20 protein-coding genes and 2 pseudogenes are annotated in these 19073 nt (G+C 36.6%); 9 read left to right on the top strand and 13 right to left on the bottom strand.

Annotated elements, in window-relative coordinates; all coding sequences use genetic code 11:
- From FJR05_RS07815 to FJR05_RS07805, 3 genes and pseudogenes are all read right to left on the bottom strand, one after another.
- A partial coding sequence (locus FJR05_RS07815; RefSeq protein WP_217385545.1) for a hypothetical protein occupies nucleotides 1–305 on the bottom strand: 305 nt, incomplete at its 3' end.
- 154 nt (nucleotides 306–459) lie between these two features.
- Nucleotides 460–645 (bottom strand): annotated as a pseudogene (locus FJR05_RS07810) (hypothetical protein); the annotation flags it as partial.
- A 151-nt stretch (nucleotides 646–796) separates the two neighbouring features.
- Nucleotides 797–1405: a molybdenum cofactor guanylyltransferase gene (locus tag FJR05_RS07805; protein WP_168643592.1), complete on the bottom strand. Its 609-nt coding sequence runs from the start codon at nucleotides 1403–1405 to the stop codon at nucleotides 797–799.
- Nucleotides 1406–1502: 97 nt separating this feature from the next.
- Here FJR05_RS07805 and FJR05_RS07800 point away from each other — a divergent pair, with 97 nt between their 5' ends.
- From FJR05_RS07800 to FJR05_RS07775, 6 genes and pseudogenes are all read left to right on the top strand, one after another.
- The gene (locus tag FJR05_RS07800) at nucleotides 1503–1964 is read left to right on the top strand and encodes a nitrate reductase associated protein (RefSeq protein WP_168643591.1); all 462 of its coding nucleotides are present in this window, start codon (nucleotides 1503–1505) and stop codon (nucleotides 1962–1964) included.
- Between the two features lie 52 nt (nucleotides 1965–2016).
- Nucleotides 2017–2220 carry an RNA-binding S4 domain-containing protein gene (locus FJR05_RS07795; RefSeq protein WP_027401675.1) on the top strand — a complete coding sequence of 68 codons (204 nt, stop codon included), beginning with the start codon at nucleotides 2017–2019 and terminating at the stop codon, nucleotides 2218–2220.
- A 235-nt stretch (nucleotides 2221–2455) separates the two neighbouring features.
- The gene (locus FJR05_RS07790) at nucleotides 2456–3418 is read left to right on the top strand and encodes a hydrogenase small subunit (RefSeq protein ID WP_168643590.1); all 963 of its coding nucleotides are present in this window, start codon (nucleotides 2456–2458) and stop codon (nucleotides 3416–3418) included.
- Between the two features lie 141 nt (nucleotides 3419–3559).
- Nucleotides 3560–4069: pseudogene (locus FJR05_RS07785) on the top strand (nickel-dependent hydrogenase large subunit); the annotation flags it as partial.
- 309 nt (nucleotides 4070–4378) lie between these two features.
- Complete coding sequence (locus FJR05_RS07780; protein WP_148761910.1) at nucleotides 4379–4789, top strand: hypothetical protein; 411 nt, start codon at nucleotides 4379–4381, stop codon at nucleotides 4787–4789.
- A 144-nt stretch (nucleotides 4790–4933) separates the two neighbouring features.
- Entirely contained in the window at nucleotides 4934–6490 is a 1557-nt protein-coding gene (locus FJR05_RS07775) for an AAA family ATPase (RefSeq protein ID WP_168643594.1), read from the top strand.
- A gap of 110 nt (nucleotides 6491–6600) precedes the next feature.
- Here FJR05_RS07775 and FJR05_RS07770 read toward each other — a convergent pair whose 3' ends face one another.
- Together FJR05_RS07770 and FJR05_RS07765 are read right to left on the bottom strand one after the other, a co-directional pair.
- Complete coding sequence (locus FJR05_RS07770; protein ID WP_168643589.1) at nucleotides 6601–9795, bottom strand: hypothetical protein; 3195 nt, start codon at nucleotides 9793–9795, stop codon at nucleotides 6601–6603.
- Nucleotides 9792–11258 carry an ATP-binding protein gene (locus FJR05_RS07765; RefSeq protein WP_168643588.1) on the bottom strand — a complete coding sequence of 489 codons (1467 nt, stop codon included), beginning with the start codon at nucleotides 11256–11258 and terminating at the stop codon, nucleotides 9792–9794. Before FJR05_RS07765 ends, FJR05_RS07770 begins: the two co-directional genes overlap by 4 nt.
- 541 nt (nucleotides 11259–11799) lie before the next feature.
- Here FJR05_RS07765 and FJR05_RS07760 point away from each other — a divergent pair.
- The 3 genes from FJR05_RS07760 (at nucleotide 11800) to FJR05_RS07750 (ending at nucleotide 12709) form a co-directional block, all read left to right on the top strand.
- On the top strand, nucleotides 11800–11997 hold the full coding sequence (locus tag FJR05_RS07760; RefSeq protein ID WP_168643587.1) for a hypothetical protein: 198 nt from the start codon (nucleotides 11800–11802) through the stop codon (nucleotides 11995–11997).
- A gap of 106 nt (nucleotides 11998–12103) precedes the next feature.
- The gene (locus FJR05_RS07755; protein WP_168643593.1) at nucleotides 12104–12316 is read left to right on the top strand and encodes a papain fold toxin domain-containing protein; all 213 of its coding nucleotides are present in this window, start codon (nucleotides 12104–12106) and stop codon (nucleotides 12314–12316) included.
- A gap of 24 nt (nucleotides 12317–12340) precedes the next feature.
- Nucleotides 12341–12709, top strand: coding sequence for a hypothetical protein (locus FJR05_RS07750; protein WP_168643586.1), 369 nt, complete (start codon nucleotides 12341–12343; stop codon nucleotides 12707–12709).
- A gap of 112 nt (nucleotides 12710–12821) precedes the next feature.
- Here FJR05_RS07750 and FJR05_RS07745 read toward each other — a convergent pair whose 3' ends face one another.
- From FJR05_RS07745 to FJR05_RS07710, 8 genes are all read right to left on the bottom strand, one after another.
- The gene (locus FJR05_RS07745) at nucleotides 12822–13205 is read right to left on the bottom strand and encodes a DUF6516 family protein (protein ID WP_168643585.1); all 384 of its coding nucleotides are present in this window, start codon (nucleotides 13203–13205) and stop codon (nucleotides 12822–12824) included.
- A complete protein-coding gene (locus tag FJR05_RS07740) occupies nucleotides 13195–13485 on the bottom strand; it encodes a hypothetical protein (RefSeq protein WP_174783620.1) in 291 nt (96 codons plus the stop codon). The genes FJR05_RS07745 and FJR05_RS07740 overlap by 11 nt, the downstream gene beginning before the upstream one ends.
- A gap of 329 nt (nucleotides 13486–13814) precedes the next feature.
- Nucleotides 13815–14240 (bottom strand): type II toxin-antitoxin system VapC family toxin, encoded by a 426-nt coding sequence (locus tag FJR05_RS07735; RefSeq protein ID WP_168643584.1) that lies wholly within the window; start codon nucleotides 14238–14240, stop codon nucleotides 13815–13817.
- Nucleotides 14227–14466 carry a hypothetical protein gene (locus tag FJR05_RS07730; protein ID WP_168643583.1) on the bottom strand — a complete coding sequence of 80 codons (240 nt, stop codon included), beginning with the start codon at nucleotides 14464–14466 and terminating at the stop codon, nucleotides 14227–14229. The genes FJR05_RS07735 and FJR05_RS07730 overlap by 14 nt, the downstream gene beginning before the upstream one ends.
- Nucleotides 14467–14941: 475 nt before the next feature.
- Nucleotides 14942–15202, bottom strand: coding sequence for a hypothetical protein (locus tag FJR05_RS07725; protein WP_015213912.1), 261 nt, complete (start codon nucleotides 15200–15202; stop codon nucleotides 14942–14944).
- Entirely contained in the window at nucleotides 15202–15402 is a 201-nt protein-coding gene (locus FJR05_RS07720) for a hypothetical protein (protein ID WP_015213911.1), read from the bottom strand. The genes FJR05_RS07725 and FJR05_RS07720 overlap by 1 nt, the downstream gene beginning before the upstream one ends.
- Nucleotides 15403–15914: 512 nt before the next feature.
- Nucleotides 15915–17003 (bottom strand): hypothetical protein, encoded by a 1089-nt coding sequence (locus FJR05_RS07715; RefSeq protein ID WP_168643582.1) that lies wholly within the window; start codon nucleotides 17001–17003, stop codon nucleotides 15915–15917.
- 253 nt (nucleotides 17004–17256) lie between these two features.
- Complete coding sequence (locus FJR05_RS07710; protein WP_168643581.1) at nucleotides 17257–18894, bottom strand: hypothetical protein; 1638 nt, start codon at nucleotides 18892–18894, stop codon at nucleotides 17257–17259.
- Nucleotides 18895–19073 lie beyond the last annotated feature (179 nt).

Below are 19073 nucleotides of genomic sequence, written 5' to 3'. Positions count from 1 at the left end.
GCAGAATTAATATTAGTAATTATTTGTAGGCTATTAATTTCATTCACGGGTATTGCTTTTAAATCAGCAATATGTCCATACTGTGTATCGAGTGTTCGTTTAAAGAAGCCTGAACGTCGAGGTTTTTGGTCGCCCATATCTGCCAGGGATACCTTCACTTCTTCTACCAGAGCTTCTTCTAGAGTCATTTTAACTACTTCTAGGACTCCTTCTCGCAATTTCTGCTCTAATGCTTCTTCTATCTCTGGCTGAAAGCTTTGTTCTTTCACTCGTAGTATTTGTTGCTCTCTTTCAGCTATGGTCATGAGAGGCTACCTCACTTTTGATTGTCCTTCATCCATAGCGGTCTTTTTTTAGGCGTTTAATCCAGCTACAGGTATATTTTTAGCTTTTTTCCATTTTCGCTTCTTTACACTTTATTCTCTCCATTCCATCGTGGCGAAAACTTCGTGACACTAACACAATAGCAACTTCTACACTTAAAGAAGCCTGAGCATCTTTCATCACATCTTCTTTAAAAGCCGCCAAACCTCTATTTAACTCCTGTATAGGTTGTCCTGAAATTGAGCCAGAAGTATCAAGCAAGAGAATTACTGGACAACGATTTTCCGGGTTTTCCACAAATTCAGGTAAACCTACTGGCATTTTTGATACTCCTGGTTAATCAAAATGAGATGCAAAATATATAAACTAGATTTTATTTGTCACTACATAGCTTAACACAAGTGTTTATACGGAATCAATACCCGTAATGTTTAAGGCAAATTTTAGGTTCGTAAAATATCTCTAATTTCTCTCAGAAGTCGGAGATATTACTGTTAAAATTAAATAACATTTGGGCATCTAATAAAGGTAAGATATGAACAGAATCCGGCTTTAACCACTGTTGAAAAGAACGTCCACCTTGTTCAATATACTGAGTTAATTCCAGTAAACAACGACGGCGATAAAAACCACATAAAGGTTGCCAGATGTGATTATTTTTTACCAAAGCCGCCATTTTATTGTTTGGAATTGTCTCTAATTGAGATATCCAATTTTGTAATATTTCTAGTCGCAAATTCGGTAAATCACAAGCTAATAAAAGTACCCAATTTGTTTCCACTGCGGTTAATCCTTGCATAAAACCGACAATAGGTCCATGTGTTCGAGGTTCATTTCCAGTTTCCCCAGGTAAAGGAACTTCTTGAATAAATTGACTGTTAGGTGTGAGCAATTTTTGATAACGTTCTGGCCAGGGAGTGACGATATAAACTTTATCAGTACAAGATTCTGCTATAGTACAAATTAATTGCAACATGGGTACACCTTGAATGGGAATTAAAGCTTTATCTCTACCCATGCGAGTGCTTTTACCACCTGCTAAAACAATGGCACTAAGATCATGCTGGGAATTAATATTCATGATATTTGGATTCTATTTAATAAAATTTAACTGTATTTTCTCATAAATAATTTAGAATAATTATATAAATCTATATCTTATAATTATAATCACTTTTATGACAGATTTTTTTGAATTTGAAGCAGATTTTGTTGATTCTTGGCGTTGTATTCCTATGCAAGTACGCTATAAGCTAGATACTTGCGGTATTAAGCTAAAATTAGCCCAATGGAATCAGATGAATCAAGAATCACGTCAAAATTTAATGACATTACCTTGTGGTACAGATATTCAAATTCATGATTACAGACATTATATTCAAGAGTTGGTATTGCAACTGACTGGTAAACCTGTAGCTGAATTACCCATTGAAGCTAATCCAGTATGGCTAGATATTACCACTATTCCTAACAGTGTCCACGAAAAAGCTCAAGAAATAGGTGTGACAATTACAATTGAGGCATGGAAAAGCCTGACTATTCTACAACGTTTTGCCTTAATTAAACTCAGTCGTCCTAGTCATGAGAATAAAAACTTTTTACCGGCTTTGCAAGAATTTAATTTGTTGCCAAAATCCTAAATTCTGATATATTGCTATAGATGATACTTTTTAATTAGTTGGTAAAAGACAAATGATTAAACTCGACCAGTTTTTGAAGTTTTCGGGAATATCCTCTACTGGAGGTCAAGCTAAATGGATGATTGTTGATGGTGAGGTTAAAGTTAATGGCATAGTGGAAACACGGAGAGGACGGAAATTAGTTGATGATGATGAGGTAACAGTAGGCGGAAAAACTTTAAAGGTGGGGGAAATCCTCTCAGATACCGTTGATTAATGCTGATATCTATGATGTTACTCTTATATTTTTTATTTACTATAATATCTCACACTCCTAATTCTTAAGTTTTATTTAAAAAAAGTTAATTGCTTTAAATAACACCTTAGTTTAAAATAATAAATATTGATCAATAGGTCATTCTCTACAAGTAAATCCTCTCAAAAAGGGAAATTATACCCCTACAGAACTTCTTTAATTGTGCATTGTCAACATATATAGAAAGACATAGCTAATGACTAATGTACTCTGGCTACAAGGTGGTGCTTGTTCGGGTAACACCATGTCATTTCTTAATGCCGAAGAACCTACAGCTTGCGATTTAATTGCTGATTTCGGGATTAAAATACTTTGGCATCCTTCCTTGGGAGTAGAACTAGGTGATAACGTCCAAACCCTGTTATGGGACTGTATTTTAGGGAAAACTCCTCTGGATATTTTGGTATTTGAAGGTAGCGTAGTTAACGCCCCCAATGGTACAGGAGAATGGAACCGGTTTGCAGACCGTCCCATGAAAGATTGGTTAGACGATTTAGCTAAAGTTGCGAAATTTATTGTGGCTGTGGGAGACTGTGCAACGTGGGGAGGAATTCCCGCTATGTCACCTAACCCCAGCGACTCCAAAGGACTGCAATTTCTTAAACGGGAAGCAGGGGGTTTTTTAGGTAAAGATTTTGTCAGTCAAGCCGGCTTACCTGTGATTAATATTCCCGGTTGTCCCGCACACCCTGATTGGATAACGCAGATATTAGTAGCGATCGCAACTAATCGCATTTCTGATATAGTTCTCGATGAACTGCACCGTCCCCAAACCTTCTTCAACACCTACGCCGAAACCGGTTGTACCCGCAACATTCACTTTGCATACAAAGCCACAACCACCGAATTTGGACAACGCAAAGGTTGTCTATTTTACGACTTAGGTTGTCGTGGTCCCATGACTCATGCCTCCTGTAACCGCATTCTCTGGAATCGCGTCTCCTCCAAAACCCGCGCCGGAATGCCCTGTTTAGGCTGCACAGAACCCGAATTTCCCTTTTTCGACCTCAAACCTGGAACAGTCTTTAAAACCCAAACCGTCATGGGAGTACCCAAAGAAATACCCCCCGGAGTCAACCACAAAGATTACGCCGTCCTCACCGTCGTTGCCAAAAACACAGCCCCAAAATGGGCAGACGAAGACTTTTTTACAGTTTAGTCATTGGTCAGTAGTCATTAGTCAGTGGTTAAGAGAATTCTTGCCACAATTATATTTTTTGCGCCTTTGCCCCTTTGCGTCTTTGCGCGAAACAAAAAATGCTAATGACAACTGACAACTAACAAATAACAAAGGACAAATATGCCAATTCAAACATTAGATATTTCACCCGTTGGTAGAGTCGAGGGTGATTTAGATGTGCGTGTCGAAATCGAAAATGGATATGTCACAAACGCTTGGACTCACGCCGAACTTTTTCGCGGCTTTGAAATAATTTTACGCGGAAAAGATCCCCAAGCCGGCTTAATTGTCACTCCCCGAATTTGTGGAATTTGTGGCGGTTCTCACCTCAGTTCTGCCTCTTGGGCGTTGGATACAGCTTGGGGAACAGAAGTTCCGAGAAATGCAATTTTAGCGAGAAACTTAGGTCAAATTGTCGAAACAATCCAAAGTATTCCCCGCTACTTTTATGGCTTATTTGCCATTGATTTAACTAATAAAAATTATCGCCGGAGTCACTTTTATGATGAGGCTTGTCGGCGCTTTGCTGCCTTCACAGGTAAATCTTATGAAATCGGCATTACAATTTCTAGTAAACCGGTAGAAATCTACGCTTTATTAGGTGGACAATGGCCGCACAGCAGTTATATGGAAATAAATTGGGGAATTGCTGATATAGTCAGGATTTTTCAGAATAGGCCTGATTATTCCCTGGTTTTTCCTTAAATTAGGCAATAAAACCACCCCAGCCATATCATAAGTCTATTTATTTTTATCTACTAACAGTTATTTGGTGTTTTCAAATATTACCTAATTTTTCCCTAACTCTAGATTAGCGATGCCTTCAGCGCACTGGAAGCAATTCCTAGGTCGTGCTTCGCTATCACATAACTGTGGTAAATTTTTAGTACGCAAAGAATAATCTAATGCACCCATCCTCTTTTAATCTTCTTACCCATTATGAATTTCAAACGATGGCAGGAACTCAAGCAAATCCTCACTGAAGACAAAGACTTGTCTAACATCTGGACATATTACATGGATCATTTTGCAGATCATCCCGAATTCATCAACTTGGGTCAACGTGTCCAGAATCAATATATAGATGCAGTTGTCAAAACAACCTGTCAACAACTATTTGGTCAAAACGTCAAAATTACCAACTCTCTCCTTATCCATATTCCCCGACATCAATTTTTCCATGGCCCATTCCAAGCCAGCGGACGAATAGGTGGTGTGATTTTCTTTGAGGATATCAAAGTCGGCTTAATGGGTATTTCCGCACAGTTTCCCCCAACCAGTGAGGTGAAATATTCCCGGTTTACCGAAGTAATGGATCTATCACCACCAACAGGTCATGATTTAAATTGAAGGGATATAGCATTTCCTAATCTAAATGATGCACAAAATTATCTGTGTTCATCTGCGTTTATCTGCGTTTGATTCTGACTTCCCTGCCATCCTTAACCCCAAAATCGTCTAAACTTAAAGAGTTCACCAACTGCCAAAATCATGATGTCTCGCTGGTTTAATATTGCAGGTCCATGTAACCCCGAAAAAAACTATACCATCTCAGCTACAATTCGTCTCCCTGATTTATCGTTACTGATTGAACAAGAAAGTTATTTTGTCCTTCATGCACCACGACAAACAGGGAAAACCACCGCAATGTTAGCCCTAGCACAGCAACTTACCGCCACCGGAAATTATACCGCAGTCATGGTATCAGTAGAAGTAGGAAGTGCATTTAATCATGACCCCGGTGCGGCAGAATTGGCGATTTTGGGAACTTGGTATGATACAATTTCTATCCGTTTACCTAAAGAATTTCAACCACCTGTGAAACAATGGCAACAGGAAGAACCAGGAAACAGAATTAAGGCTTTTTTGCAAGGTTGGGCAAAAACTTCACCCCGACCTTTGGTAATATTGATTGATGAAATTGATTCTTTGCAAGACCAAACTCTAATTTCAATTTTACGTCAATTAAGAGATGGTTTTCCCAATCGTCCCGAAAATTTTCCGACATCTGTGGGATTAATTGGTTTAAGGGATGTGCGAGATTATAAAGTAGCATCGGGTGGTAGTGATAGATTAAATACATCCAGTCCTTTTAATATTAAAGTCAGTTCTATTACTCTGAGAAATTTTAATGCTGAGGAAGTGGTTGAATTATATCAACAACATACAGCAGAAACCGGACAAATTTTCACAGCAGGAGCAACTGCAACAGCTTTTGATTTAACTCAAGGACAACCTTGGTTAGTTAATGCTTTAGCTAAAGAAGTTGTGGAAAAAATGGTTAAAGATAGAAATATTGCTATTACAAAAGAACATATTTTAAAAGCAAAGGAAATATTAATTGCTCGTCAAGATACTCATTTAGATAGTTTAGCTGAACGCTTACGAGAACCCAGGATAAAAGCAATTATTGAGCCGATGTTAGCAGGTTTAGAATTGGGGGATATACCCAACGATGATATTCAATTTGTGATTGATTTGGGATTATGTAAAATGCACCCCTACGGAGGTTTAACTATTGCTAATCCCATTTATCGGGAAGTGTTACCCAGAGTATTAACAGTAACACCAATGGCTTCTCTACCAAGGATTGCACCGACTTGGTTAACCCCGGAAGGTGAATTAAATATAGATGCGTTACTTGCAGCATTTATCAAGTTTTGGCGACAGCACGGAGAACCGTTATTAGGTAGCACTGGCTATCATGAAATTGCCCCGCATATTGTATTAATGGCTTTTTTACATCGTGTTATTAATGGTGGGGGAATTTTAGAAAGGGAATATGCAATTGGTAGTGACAGAATGGATTTATGTCTGCGGTACAAAGATGTAATGTTAGGTATTGAATTAAAGGTATGGCGAGAAAAAAAGCGTGACCCCCAAACTGATGGGATTGAACAATTAGAGTCTTATTTAGGGCGTTTGGGGTTGGATTTTGGCTGGTTATTTGTGTTTGATAGGCGGAAAAATGCCCTACCAATGGAAGAACGTTTATCAACTGAGGTTGTGGTGACAGAAAATCAACGTCGGATTACTGTGATTCGGGCTTGAGTATTACAAGTATTTTGTTAATTCTGTAGAAACCTCTAGAAGTAGTGATACAAAATTGTGTAACGCACTTATTCGCTTACTGAATCATCTACCTTTCCGTGAGTCAGAGGCTATGGAAAAGTATATAAAACCCATTTCACAGTCTGTATTGCCTCTGTGATTACCTCATCACCCCAAAGTTGTTTCATTATAGGTATTAAATTGTTAATTTCTTCCAATAAAGATTGACGATTATAAGAATATGAAGAGATTCTTGCTCTCCATAGATAATAGAAATACTCTGCATGATTGCCTACTATTTCAGGAACAATAAAGCTACAAAGCAATGCACGTTCTTCCTGTGAAATTCCTTCCATAGATGCAACTGCTTCTAGAGTTCTTAAGATTAAGTTTTCAGGTAAAACACGGGCTAAAATTTTAAGAACTTCTGTTTTTATATATTGTTTTTTTATACCCAAAGCAATGTCAAGGGCTTCTGACTTGAAAGTTTCTGGTAGGCGCGGGGAAATTTTTTCGTAGGCTACCTGTTCTCGTCCATTTTCAGAAAATACCTTCAAAGTTCTAATCATTAGCTTTTCTGGAACATATTCTGCAAAAGCTCCAAAATTAAGTTTCATCATAAAATTTTTCTTTTCTGAATCATCAATAAAATTTCTCTGCTCTAAATCATCAAGAAGCTGTTCAAACAGATTGCTAGACAGATAGGGTAATACTATCCCTGTATTAATTACGGCTTTGTTATCTTTGTTGAGTAAGGTTAACTCTAAAACTTTTGGAAGTAATTGCTGACGAACAGAATTTGATAAATAGGGTAATAATTTTTCCAAAACTCGCTCTTTGCTGTATAAATCTGAGATATCATTAACGATATTAAAAATATTATTTATTAGCTGACTGCTCTGCTCATAAGGGACAAGTTCTACCAAAGCAAGAGCGCGTTTAACCCTATCCTCAATACCTAACGCAATTTCTAACATTTCTTGACGCAGACTAGGAGAAAATGATAAGAATTCAGTCAAAACTTTGACTTTCTCAGAAACGTTTTCAATTAGGCGAACATCTCGAACAGCTTCACTCCAAACATCAGGGACAAAGTTGGCAATTTTTCTCAGTAACTTTGCTCTAAACTTAGGCTTCTTAAATGAGCGAACAATCAATAAAATTTCTGTGAGATATTTGGGTAATATTTGACCCTTTAAAGAAATAATAACTTCGTTCAAAGCTTGGCATTTATAATATTCATCATGGATTTTATCAATCTCATTTAAGAAAAGAGGAAATAAATCAATCGGTAGATGAGGACACAATAAACAAATAGCTTCTTGTTTATCTGAATCTTCATAAAGAGTAGAAAATAAATCAAAAATCTCAGGCGTAAATTCTTGTGGCGCATGAACAATCAAATTTTTGATAACAGTTAAAAAAGCTAAGTGATCGTTATTTATAGCTCTTGCTACAATTAATATTTCATCCAAAAGATCAGCACTAGCTACAGGTATTAACTTATCTAAATTTGGATTGCGCCAAATTTTTTCCTTTTGTCTTTTAACACATTCTAAGGCTTCAGGAACTAAATGGGTAAAGTTTAAAGCTAATTCTACCAAGTGTTCAGTTTTATCTTTGTGATCAGTAATTGCACGAATCTCGTTTAAGGCTTGATTTAATAATTCTTGATCGTCAGGATAAGCGATCGCCAAGTCTTTCAAACTACTGGCAATACTGCTATCATGATTTAATACATCAGGTAGAATTTCAGGGTATCGTTTAGCCACTATTGTTAAAGTTAGACCTTTAATGCTTATTTCATCTATACTATTGGCAACTTCTCTTGTCTTTTCTTGTAGTTCATCAGGTAGAAGATGAGCAATTTGTGCAAAAACATAGTAGATCCAAAATTGATTGGGAAATACCTTAATAACATCCAATAATTCAAACCATACTTCTACAGGTAAGACTGAAATTTTAACGATATGCTTGATAAACTCGTAAATTCTGCCAAAGGTTTCAAATCCTTCTTGAATTTCTGCTTCTACCCCATCCACTCTAGGAAGACGAAGGAGTAATTCTAAGATGCCAGGTAAATTATTAGCAGAGATATGGTCACGAACTGCCCATAAAACTAGAACATTTTCTTCAATATCGTTACTAATGGCTAAATAATCAAGAAGTAACTCATTAGGTAGGTACGGACCTATCTGTATAAGTGCCTTGGCTTTGTGCTTAGGCTCTGGAATCAATGAAACCATAGACAATGCTTGAGCTAAAATATTAAAGCGTTCTTCTGCTTCTGGTTTTCTATTGCAACTCTCAATGGCTAGAATATTAGCAAATTGAGATGCCAAGTAAATCTCGTCTTGTCCAAGATCCATACTATTAGTCACTTCAGTAATAAATTCAGGAAAAAAGACATCATCAACATAGGGAAGGACTTTTTCAATACTCTCAATTTGTAGCGATAAGTCTGATAATTCTTTAATTATTTTTAGGATATTAGCAATTACAATAAGACTTTTTGGAGCAAGAGAGGCAATTTTTTCTAAAGCACTTACACGCTCTAATTCTTCTTTAATATCGTTAACTTTTTCTAAGGCAAGAAGTAAAATATCATCAGAATCGGGAATCGCTTTAGCCATGCTAGTCAATGCGTCCACCTGATAATCCAAGTCATTGATTAAAGAAAGATTATCCAAACATAATTGTTTTAATCTCTGATTCTCAGGGAAGTGAGTCAGCAACTCAATAATAGCCCATACTTTTGAGTCACTGTCAATTGATTCTGCTAACTTTAATACTTTGGACAATAACTTTTCTGGATAATAAGGAGTAATTTTTGCTAAGATTTTAAATTCTTGATCATCATTACGTCGTTGAGATATGTAGGCAAGACATTGTTCTGCACTCCAATACTTATTTTTGGCTAAAAATACCAGTAATTCATCGGAGTAGTCATTGGTAAAAGTCCTAAAAGAAGACATAATTAGGGCGTAACGAAGTTGCAGTGCAATCGCTTTTGATTTCGATAAATATTCACCCTTAATGTATTCCTTTTCTGCTTCTTCCCAGGCTGCTATTATATTTTCTAAAAAACTATCTTTTCTGTGTTTTTCTAAAAAACTATTTGCACAAACAGCAGACTCTACAGCAGACTCCAAAGCTTCTAGGTAAGCGTGCTGTCCTTTTTCGGTTGTTAATGAAAGGATTTCATGAAGTTCCTGCTTATATGGCGTTTTTTTAAAATGGAAAGCTAACTGTTCCAATTCATATAGATCAAATTCAGCTAGAGGATTGTTTTGAGAAACTATCATGCCTTCCTCCTATGGAGCTTGTTTAACATATTTTCAACAATAAGCTTATTTGGTTGTACATCAAAACTTGTTATATCGTCAAAGTGTAATTTTCTTTTTAAGAAATCATAAAAGCTTCGATGATAAATGCGATAGTACTGTTTATTGTTTTCTATTATTTCATTAAAACAATTACGCCACAGGTTAATAATTTCTGATACTGTATTGGTTGGAAATTTACTAATTTCCGCAATGTATGAGATAGAAGCAGGTGTGTGGAGAGCAGCGATAATTCTGATAACCTTTTCATCTATTTCTTTGAATCTATCTTTATAAGACCTTTCCATAAAATTCCAAAGCTTACTGTAATATCCATTCAGTCCTTGCGGTAAATCATGAATACTATCCTTAATATCTTCTGATAGTTTTTGCTCTTTAATATCTGTCATTACATAGAATAAATACATGAAATTGCCTTCACTTTTATCAGTGATCTTTTCGATAAAATCACCATCGCTAACCTGCCATTTCTCGATCTGTTGCTTTACACCAGGATCATTTAAGTAATTCTTGACATATCGCCGAACATCGTTGAGATTATCTTTATCATTATCTTTAATATCTATTCGTTTATTATTATTCACATCGAAATGCTGATCGTCTGCTTCACGGGAAGTAACAATGAAAAACACACCTTGAGGTAACGCTTTAGGCAAACCAAGAATATTAAGCTCCCCATCTAACGGGCTTCTCTTTGCTTCATCTAAAGCATCCACTAAAATAACTACCTTGTCATCCTGTGCTTTTTCTATTGCTTGCGGCAATAGCTCTTCATCCATAAATTTTCTATAAGTAAGTATTCTTTGTTCTGGTTCACATTCAGGCAATTTTGAATAAGGTAATTCATATTTAACAATCAGTTGAGAACAAATACTAGCGAGAAAAATTTCAGTTGAATCAGTTCCTTCGGTGACAAAATGATGAATCCACTTTCTCTTTCTCACTAAATTTGCCATCAATGCTGTTTTACCAATACCAGGCTCACCTTTAAGAAGAATGTAGCCTGAAGGAAAACTCTCATCCTTCAAATATTCATCAATTTGATCATAGATATATTCCCTTCCGACAAATTCCCTTGTCTTGTCATCAACAATATTTTTGAAAATCTGTCTAGGAATATGTTGTTCAATTTGATTAAATTCTCCTTCTGGGTTATGAGGATTAACGAGATTTTGCAGTCTATTCCATTCGTCTGGATCAACAATCTCGGTAACATCTACTTTCAAGAAGTTACAAATTTTTTTGACATAGTAGCTCTCAATTGGTTTACCACCAAAAAATTCTCTTATCTTTTTTTCGTTAATGCCTTTGATTTTAGCAGCCATGTCTATAAAATTAATTTCCCTATCTTCATTACTAGGATTGGGAATGTCACTCTTCAGTTCTTTCAATCGTGTTAGATTCCTTGCTGCAATTTTGCACATAGTTGATTGTTGCTCCTTTTAAGAAAATTACTACACAAACTTGATTTTACGGATCTCCTGACTTTTGAGTTAAAAAGTATAGCAGAATACAGTTTAGTGGCAATAGAGTTGCCTGAACCCTCATAGTAAGGGGTATAAGCATGGCTTGTCGCCCTACACTCATAAAAGTCGAATTAACTCACCAGACTGTGGACTGAGAGTCAGTCAATAAATATTTTACAAAATTTTCCTGTTAGCATAGCACAATTCTGGGCTACCAAACCAAAAGTAAGGCGAAACAAAATGAGCTTCTGGATCGGCTGATTGCAGTCTAGTGTCCTTGCTGTGTAGGATTTTTACTTTAAGTTAATACCAAATTCTGCAAGGTGACTTTCCCCGCAACCCCTGTTCCTGTCTGCCCAAATCGCCACTGACAGATAATGAGTCCGAAATATCCGAAATATCCGTCAATATCCGTCCGAAATATCCTAGACAATCACGAGAGGAATTTTTTAATATCGGGTCATGGAAACAGAAACATTCTCTATTTGGAGGAAAAATCATGAGTAAAAATGATCAGGAAAAAGATTGGAAAGAAAACTCCGATGTCATGGATTTAGGTGCGCGTGCGCTTGCAGGTGCTGTAATCTGCGGCTCTTTTCTTCCCGGTATTGGTCATGGAATTGGTGCTGCTGGGGGTGCGCTTTTAGGAGCTGCTTCAAAACTCGTTGAAGTTTCGAGAAACGAATCTAAACCCTAAACTGGCTAAACAATTTGAAACTTAAGAGGGAGTGGTACTGACCATTCTCTCGATTTCAAAAGCATCCAAACGGCATTCTTAATTATTCAATCGGCGACTTTCGACCATATACGACAATGAAGACTTTATTTTGAGCGATCGCCTAGAAAAACAAGGTTGCTTTGAAACTATTACGGAAAATGGCGTTCATTACGGTGTTGAAGTTTTTGGCAAAATTTTCGACAACCTTTCCCGACAAGGACTATACCCAGATGAGTGGATTCAAGATTTTACTTCTCTATCCAATGAGTTTAAAATAGAAGTAATAGAAGAATTTTGAAAATTTTTAATGGAGTTAAACTCAATGAGTACATTATTTAACTTACTCGAAAAAATTAAAACTAAACCAGGCTTATATTTGGGAACAGCATCTATCAGTAATTTACGGATGTTTATTTTGGGATATCGCTTTCCTCGCTCTGAATTAGGTATTACTAATACTGAAACTGAAACTGATTTTTATAAAAACTTTCAACCTTGGGTACAAAACCGCTTATCTATCCATACTGTTAACGCTTGGGATAAAATTATTTTACTCACCTGTATTGATGAAAAAGCTGCATTTGATTACTTTTTTCAATTACTAGATGAATTTATCCAAAGAGACAAAAGCCAGGATTTTGAACCAATTCTGGCTGAACCATCCTCTAAAAATTCTCAAAAAGCTGCTTGAAGAATAACAGTGAATCTTAGTGTGCTGGTTGTTTCTGTTGCAGTTAATCCCAGTTAAGGAAGCACAAGACAATGGATTTTTAGCAATTCCTAGGTCGCGCTTCAGTATCGCACTATCCTAATATTTTTTTAACCTCATTGAGTACCTCATTTAAAAAAGGAGCATCTGATTTAATCACATTATCCTCACTTCCATCATGTTTATGATGAGGAAAAGTAGGGAGATTTAATTTTCGATGATGTTCAGTATTGTCATAACGAAAAATTAGTTTATTTTCTGAATCCATATATTGATAACTATACATTTTTCTATCTATGGAGATTTCAACATAGACAAATTCTCGTAAATGCAGCAAAGAATTATCTTGAAAATCAATTTTTCCTCTGATCAAGCCTTCATATATTCCTCTTTTTTCACTTTCAATCTTGAATATTTTGACAATTTCTGAAGATTCAATTAAAAGCTGAATCTGCTGAAAATAATCTTCAATTAACAAAATCAATCTCCTCTATAGACTCTTTCATTTGTTTTAAATGTGTCAACATTCGAGATTCACCAATCCATTCATCAAAATCAAAATTATGGGATAATTCATCATTATTAAAACGGGTTATAAATTCCTTTGTTGATAATTGATACTTGGTTTCCAATTCTATAATTCGTTCTTCTGTTCTTTTGATTCCTGCTATTACACTTTGTAATCTTTCTGATAAAGCACTTTCAATAATTCGTCTGAGGGAATCTGGATCTTTTGATCTTAGTTTGAGTTCAGCCATTATTTTTTCTCTTCTGATACCGTGCAGTCTAAAAGATGTTCTTGGGGTGAGTAGTTGTTATTCCTTTTTTTATTTTATCACTTGATAATCAAGACAGTAACTACAAGATCGGCGAACTGCTTGCAGCAGCGCTTCGCTATCGCAATGTACTATCAAAATTATCCGACGTGATCAGCGATCGCATTAACTCAATATTAGCAAACTGACAAGTCAGCGCTTGCGCTATCGCAGTTAATCACAGTTAAGGAAGTACAAGACAATGGATTTTGAGCGATTCCTAGGTCGCGCTAGTTCCCTCCGGGACGCTTTGCGAACGCTATCGCACTAAATCATAAAAATTTATTAAAGAGGTTATCGAACGGTTCTGTATTTTTCCAACGATAGGTGTTGAAGTCTCGATAATCAACCGATAAAATTTGGCCATGACCTAATTCTTCTGCCAGGATAACGAGAGAGGCATCGGCTAAATCCATCGGTAAATCTTTATATTTTTCCATCAGTTCTTCAATACGCTGGCAATGATGTTGTTTCAAATCAAAGATTTGTAGTTTTCCTGTGGAAATTTTATTAATAAAGATTTTTGGAGCATCTACTCCTATTCTTTTTTGTAATAAATAGCAAGTTTCTGTGACAACACACCAGGTTGTAATAAATTGCTGATTAGCTAAATCTTGAAATCGTTTTTTGGCGGCTATATGAACTGCATCTTTTTTATTGGCAAGAGCTAACCAAAAGCCTGTATCAACTATGATCATATTTTTGGTTAAGTTCACGATCTAAGTAGTTTTTATAGTTTTTTGAAAGGTCTGTTTCAGCTTCTATACAACCGATAAAGTCTGACCAGTCTTGCAAGGAATTTTCTGAGGATTTGTGTTGATTCAGAAGATAGCGTTTTTTCAGGACTTCTACGAGTTCGATTATGATTTGTTGTGCATCGGGAGGAAGAGACGCAATATCTTGTTGAATTGTATCTAAGTTCATAATCTCATTTTGCTGTTTCTCTGATTATATTTTAGCAACAAATGTTTTTACTAAACCAATTAGCTACCATTAGAGTCAAGGAAGCACAAGACGATGGATTTTGAGCGATAGCGTTCGCAAAGCGTCCCGGAGGGAACTAGCGCGACCTAGGAATCGCACTTAATCACAGTGAAGGAAGCACAAGAAAATAGATTTTGAGCGATAGCGAAGCGCTCCGTAGGAATCGCACTAACCCAATATTAGCGATAGCGAAGCGCTCCGTAGGAATCGCAATTAATCCAGTTAAAGAAGCACAAGACAATGGATTTTGAGCGATAGCGAAGCGCTCCGTAGGAATCGCACTTAATAGTAGTTAAGGAAGCACAAGATAATGGATTTTGTCCGATACCCGGATTTCTCAAAGATGTTCAACGGTGAAGTTATAAGATGCTTTACATTCTATTAACGCACCCTACAAGATCGGCTGGACTGCTGGTTAAAGCTTACCAATGAGCTTGTCATATTCTGCGTGAGTTCCTATCCAAAACCAAGAAATACCGCTTTCTACCTCAACTCCTAAAGCCCGATAGTCTAATCCTGCTCGAACTGACCAGTATTTTTTACCGATCTTCTTGAAGTGTAATGATGGATGAGATGGATCAGCTTTCAAAAGTTCGTAACACTGATCTGCCGTTTCCTGAACTTGAGGGGGCAAATCATCATAGCATTTCCAAAATCTTCGCGTTGTGTAGTGCATCAGAGTTCTCGGCAATGTCCCGCTTTAAACTCAGCGATCGCTTCTTCTGCTAAAGCCTCCAGTTTGCCGTCTGCGATATCTTGTTCTAGCTGCTCATCCCAATGTTGGTAGTCTATGTCTAAGATCCATTGCCGGAGTCGCTGAAACTGCTCTGGTGGAAGCGTCAGAATAGCTGCTTCAATTTGTTCAATGGTTGACATATCGGATTATAGTTTTTTGACTTCAATCACATTATAGCTTTGTAGAGAGGAGCAATTCTAATTTTTACCCTGCCACTGAATATAAAACACACTCTGCACACATTTTTTTATTGATTTGTTTGGATATTGTGCGATTCCTACGGAGCGCTTCGCTATCGCACTAACCCAACATTAGCGATCGCACTTAATCACAGTGAAGGAAGCACAAGATAATGTATTTTGAGCGATTCCTACGGAGCGCTTCGCTATCGCATTAACTCAATGTTAGCGATCGCAGTTAATCACAGTTAAAGAAACACAAGACAATGGATTTTGAGCGATCGCATTAACTCAATATTAGCGAACTGACAAGTCAGCGCTTACGCTATCGCAGTTAATCACAGTTAAAGAAACACAAGACAATGGATTTTGAGCGATCGCCCCCATCTCACACAATTCTTGAGGGAAAAAAGTAATGGCATATTGGTTATTTCAAAAACAGAAATTTCATCATTAATTGTTTCTCGAAACTTCTAGTTAATATGGACTGCACCCTTATAGGGTAGCTCTCTTGAGGTGAACAAAGTAGTAAAATTAATAGGAAGTATTTTAAAATCTTTACCGGATAAGTAATGGAGGATTCCGTAGTTTGGGTCAGTGTTGCTTGTATTTGAGTTATACTGATATATTTTGGAGTGACTCTTTGGTCTTATGTCCAGTACGTGAGCTGCACCAAAAGATCCCATTAATATTATTTTCTCATTAGGATATTTTTTACGTACAATTGAATATATTTTCTTGATCTCCTCGGACATCTTCTGATCTCTAAAGCTCGCTTTATTATATTTGTCTGAACCTTCTAAAGGATAGACTGGAATCCTATGCCTTTTCAGAAATGTGAAGAGAGCCTTTAGTTTAGATCGAGAATTATATTCATATTTCAGATATAAAGACATAATACGATCTTTGGTTAAGAGTTTTTCCACAACTGCCTCTGATTTTTGTGGATCAATTTTATTTTCTTTATCGTGAATATTTGCCCTATTAAATTCATCAAAGGCAGGACTCTTTGAATACTCGCCTACAAAAATAATTGTATAACCTTCCTTCTGTAGATTTCTCATCAGTTCTAAAATATAAATAATAGGTTTCTTGCCGTGACACTCACCGATAGGAAGGAAATTTATTTTTTGAGATTTTACAGCCTTAATTAAATTTGGTATTTTGGCTATTGCTGGTGCATAATTATTATCCCTGTTCTTATTATTTAGTAAATATCCCAGAATACGCTCCTCCCAGGTAGTTAGTCCGTCTTGATTACAATCTGGAATAGTGCTTAAAGATGATACAGGAGTGCTAGGATCTGGATTGCATTTTCGGGGTGCATACTTTGAGATATCCTGAATGAATTTTCTGGTATAATTTGGATAATATTGCTCCCAAGGCAATTCCTCCAACATCTCGTCTATCTCGTCCAATGTCTTATCGGCGGGGGGAATTGTTGCAATGATTAAGGGTACTATTATTCCTATTGCAATCGGGAAAAGTGCCAATACTTTAAGGAGACTTTTCCTCCTGGCAATGGTTAAGGGAACTATTATTGCTGTTGCGATCAGATTCATTATCTGTGATCCTGTCACTGGTAAAAATTCTTGCTAAATTTTCTCAAAATTATAGCAAATAAAGTTTGTTTGGTAGAGATTTATAACAATTCTTAGTCTGTGAAAATTAGTGTAAATTCTGGCAATTAAATTTAATAACCTTGTATTGACTCATTATATCATAATATTGTCCGCTCCAATGATTTGTTATGCAGCGATTGCCTACAATATCTGCGAACTGCTTGCAGCAGCACTTCGCTATCGCACTACAAGATTAGCGATTGTTTCTCAAATTTGAAACGAGAGTAGCGATAAATACAATTATTGTAAGAGCTAACAGGATGATCGTTATGACAACCAGATCTGGTTGCGGATTAAAATAGTTGATTTGGAAAATTCGATCAATCCCAATCAGTCCCCAAGAGATCAATACAAAACCGAAGACAGAGTGTGCTAGTCTTTCACTTAATGGCTCGACGATATCATTCCATTCCTCCTCAATCGTCCGGCAGTTCGCTAAAGTACCGTAAAACATAAAGACAAGATAAGAAACACTTAGTGTGGCGAAAGTAATCGAAAATATCCAGGGATAGGTTCCAGAGACTCTAATCGCCATGAGTCCGGCCAGCGTGTTAATACTCAAACCCCAAATGATTAACAAAACCCATTGTAAGTAACGCCGTCTTAGATTCGACTCTAGAGAGAAACTGATTTCGAGTAAAACATTCCACACTAATCCAAAGAATGGCATAATACTATAAAAAATAAAGACGATAATCGAAATTAGTATTATCACAATAGTAGTCAGTATTATCCTCGCTCGACAAAATAGAAAGCATAAAGAGTTAAGCGCAATCCGCAGGCTTGAAACAAGGATACGAATAGTTAGCAGAATCGTTCTAATTGAAATATTGGCAACCGCGAGGGAGATCAAAACGAGCGGGTTGCGAGAGCGAAGTGATAAGGTATATTGTCTCTCAGTAAAAAGTATAACTTTTTCGGCGATCAAATTGTTCAGAGACATGACATACTCAAAAGGAGTATCGAGCCATTGAAGCCCGTTGAACGCGAAATCGCTCATCCTCTCAATGACCCATAAGACAGGAGTTTCTACCAAACATCTATGGATTAGATGAAATGCCATCACGCCAAGATAAACTACCAAACTTCCGACCAAAAAATAATGATAATAATCTTTGATTCGGCTTGAAATCCAGAAATTCACAACATAAAAGATTGAGGCTTGCAGTGAAATAACAAACAAAAATCGTAGTGTGTCCCTAGAGGCTTTCAGGGTAATTTTTCTAATATTGAACGGTATCTTAAAGATGGATGAATTCAAAAATATTCTCAGTTTATATGAGATGTATTGCAAGTCTTTATTTTGCCAGTCTTTATATTGTTCGTAAAGTTCTTGAATACGTTCTTTGGTCAAATATTCTTGAATTTCTAATTCTTTATTATATTTTTGCTGATAATCGTACTGGATAATCCCCCAAGCTATGCACCATAAAAGCAGGAATGCCGAGGGAATTAATCCATTAGCTGTCTCGACTGGTAATAGATCGAGGAAATACCCGCCTCCGATCGCAACGAGACTGGCAATAGTAATTTCAGTGGGTGTTAACTCTCGAAATTTGGGATTTACGAACAGTAGTAAGGGGATAACTAAAGCGACTCTGATGATTGGTATATTAGATCGTAGGAAAGCAAAAAAAGATTGTACCGATGACACGGTAGATACGGGAAAGCGATTAAACACTACACCAACAATATCATTAATACCGATGGATAAAAACGCAACGACTAAGCAGAGAGTTAGTGCGGGAACAGTCAAAATAAATCTAGATATAGAGCGATCCGACCAAAATTCAATATCACGAAAGGATATTTTCTTGTTTTCCTTTTGCATAGTTCATCTTTCCCCTTCCCTGAACCAATGACTCTATTCTCTGATTGATCCATATTATACAGCATTGCCTGACAAATAAAATAGGGAGAATTCAAAGTTAAACTACACAACCACCATGATTTATATCCAAATTATTAATCGTGGTAATAAAGTTGTTTGCACTCCTCTACATTTTTATT

The sequence above is a fragment of the Dolichospermum sp. UHCC 0259 genome, assembly GCF_009711935.1.
In the GTDB taxonomy this organism is placed as follows: Bacteria; Cyanobacteriota; Cyanobacteriia; order Cyanobacteriales; family Nostocaceae; genus Dolichospermum.
Note: the sequence above shows the minus strand (reverse complement) of the source record. Positions and strands in the feature narration are given on the sequence as shown.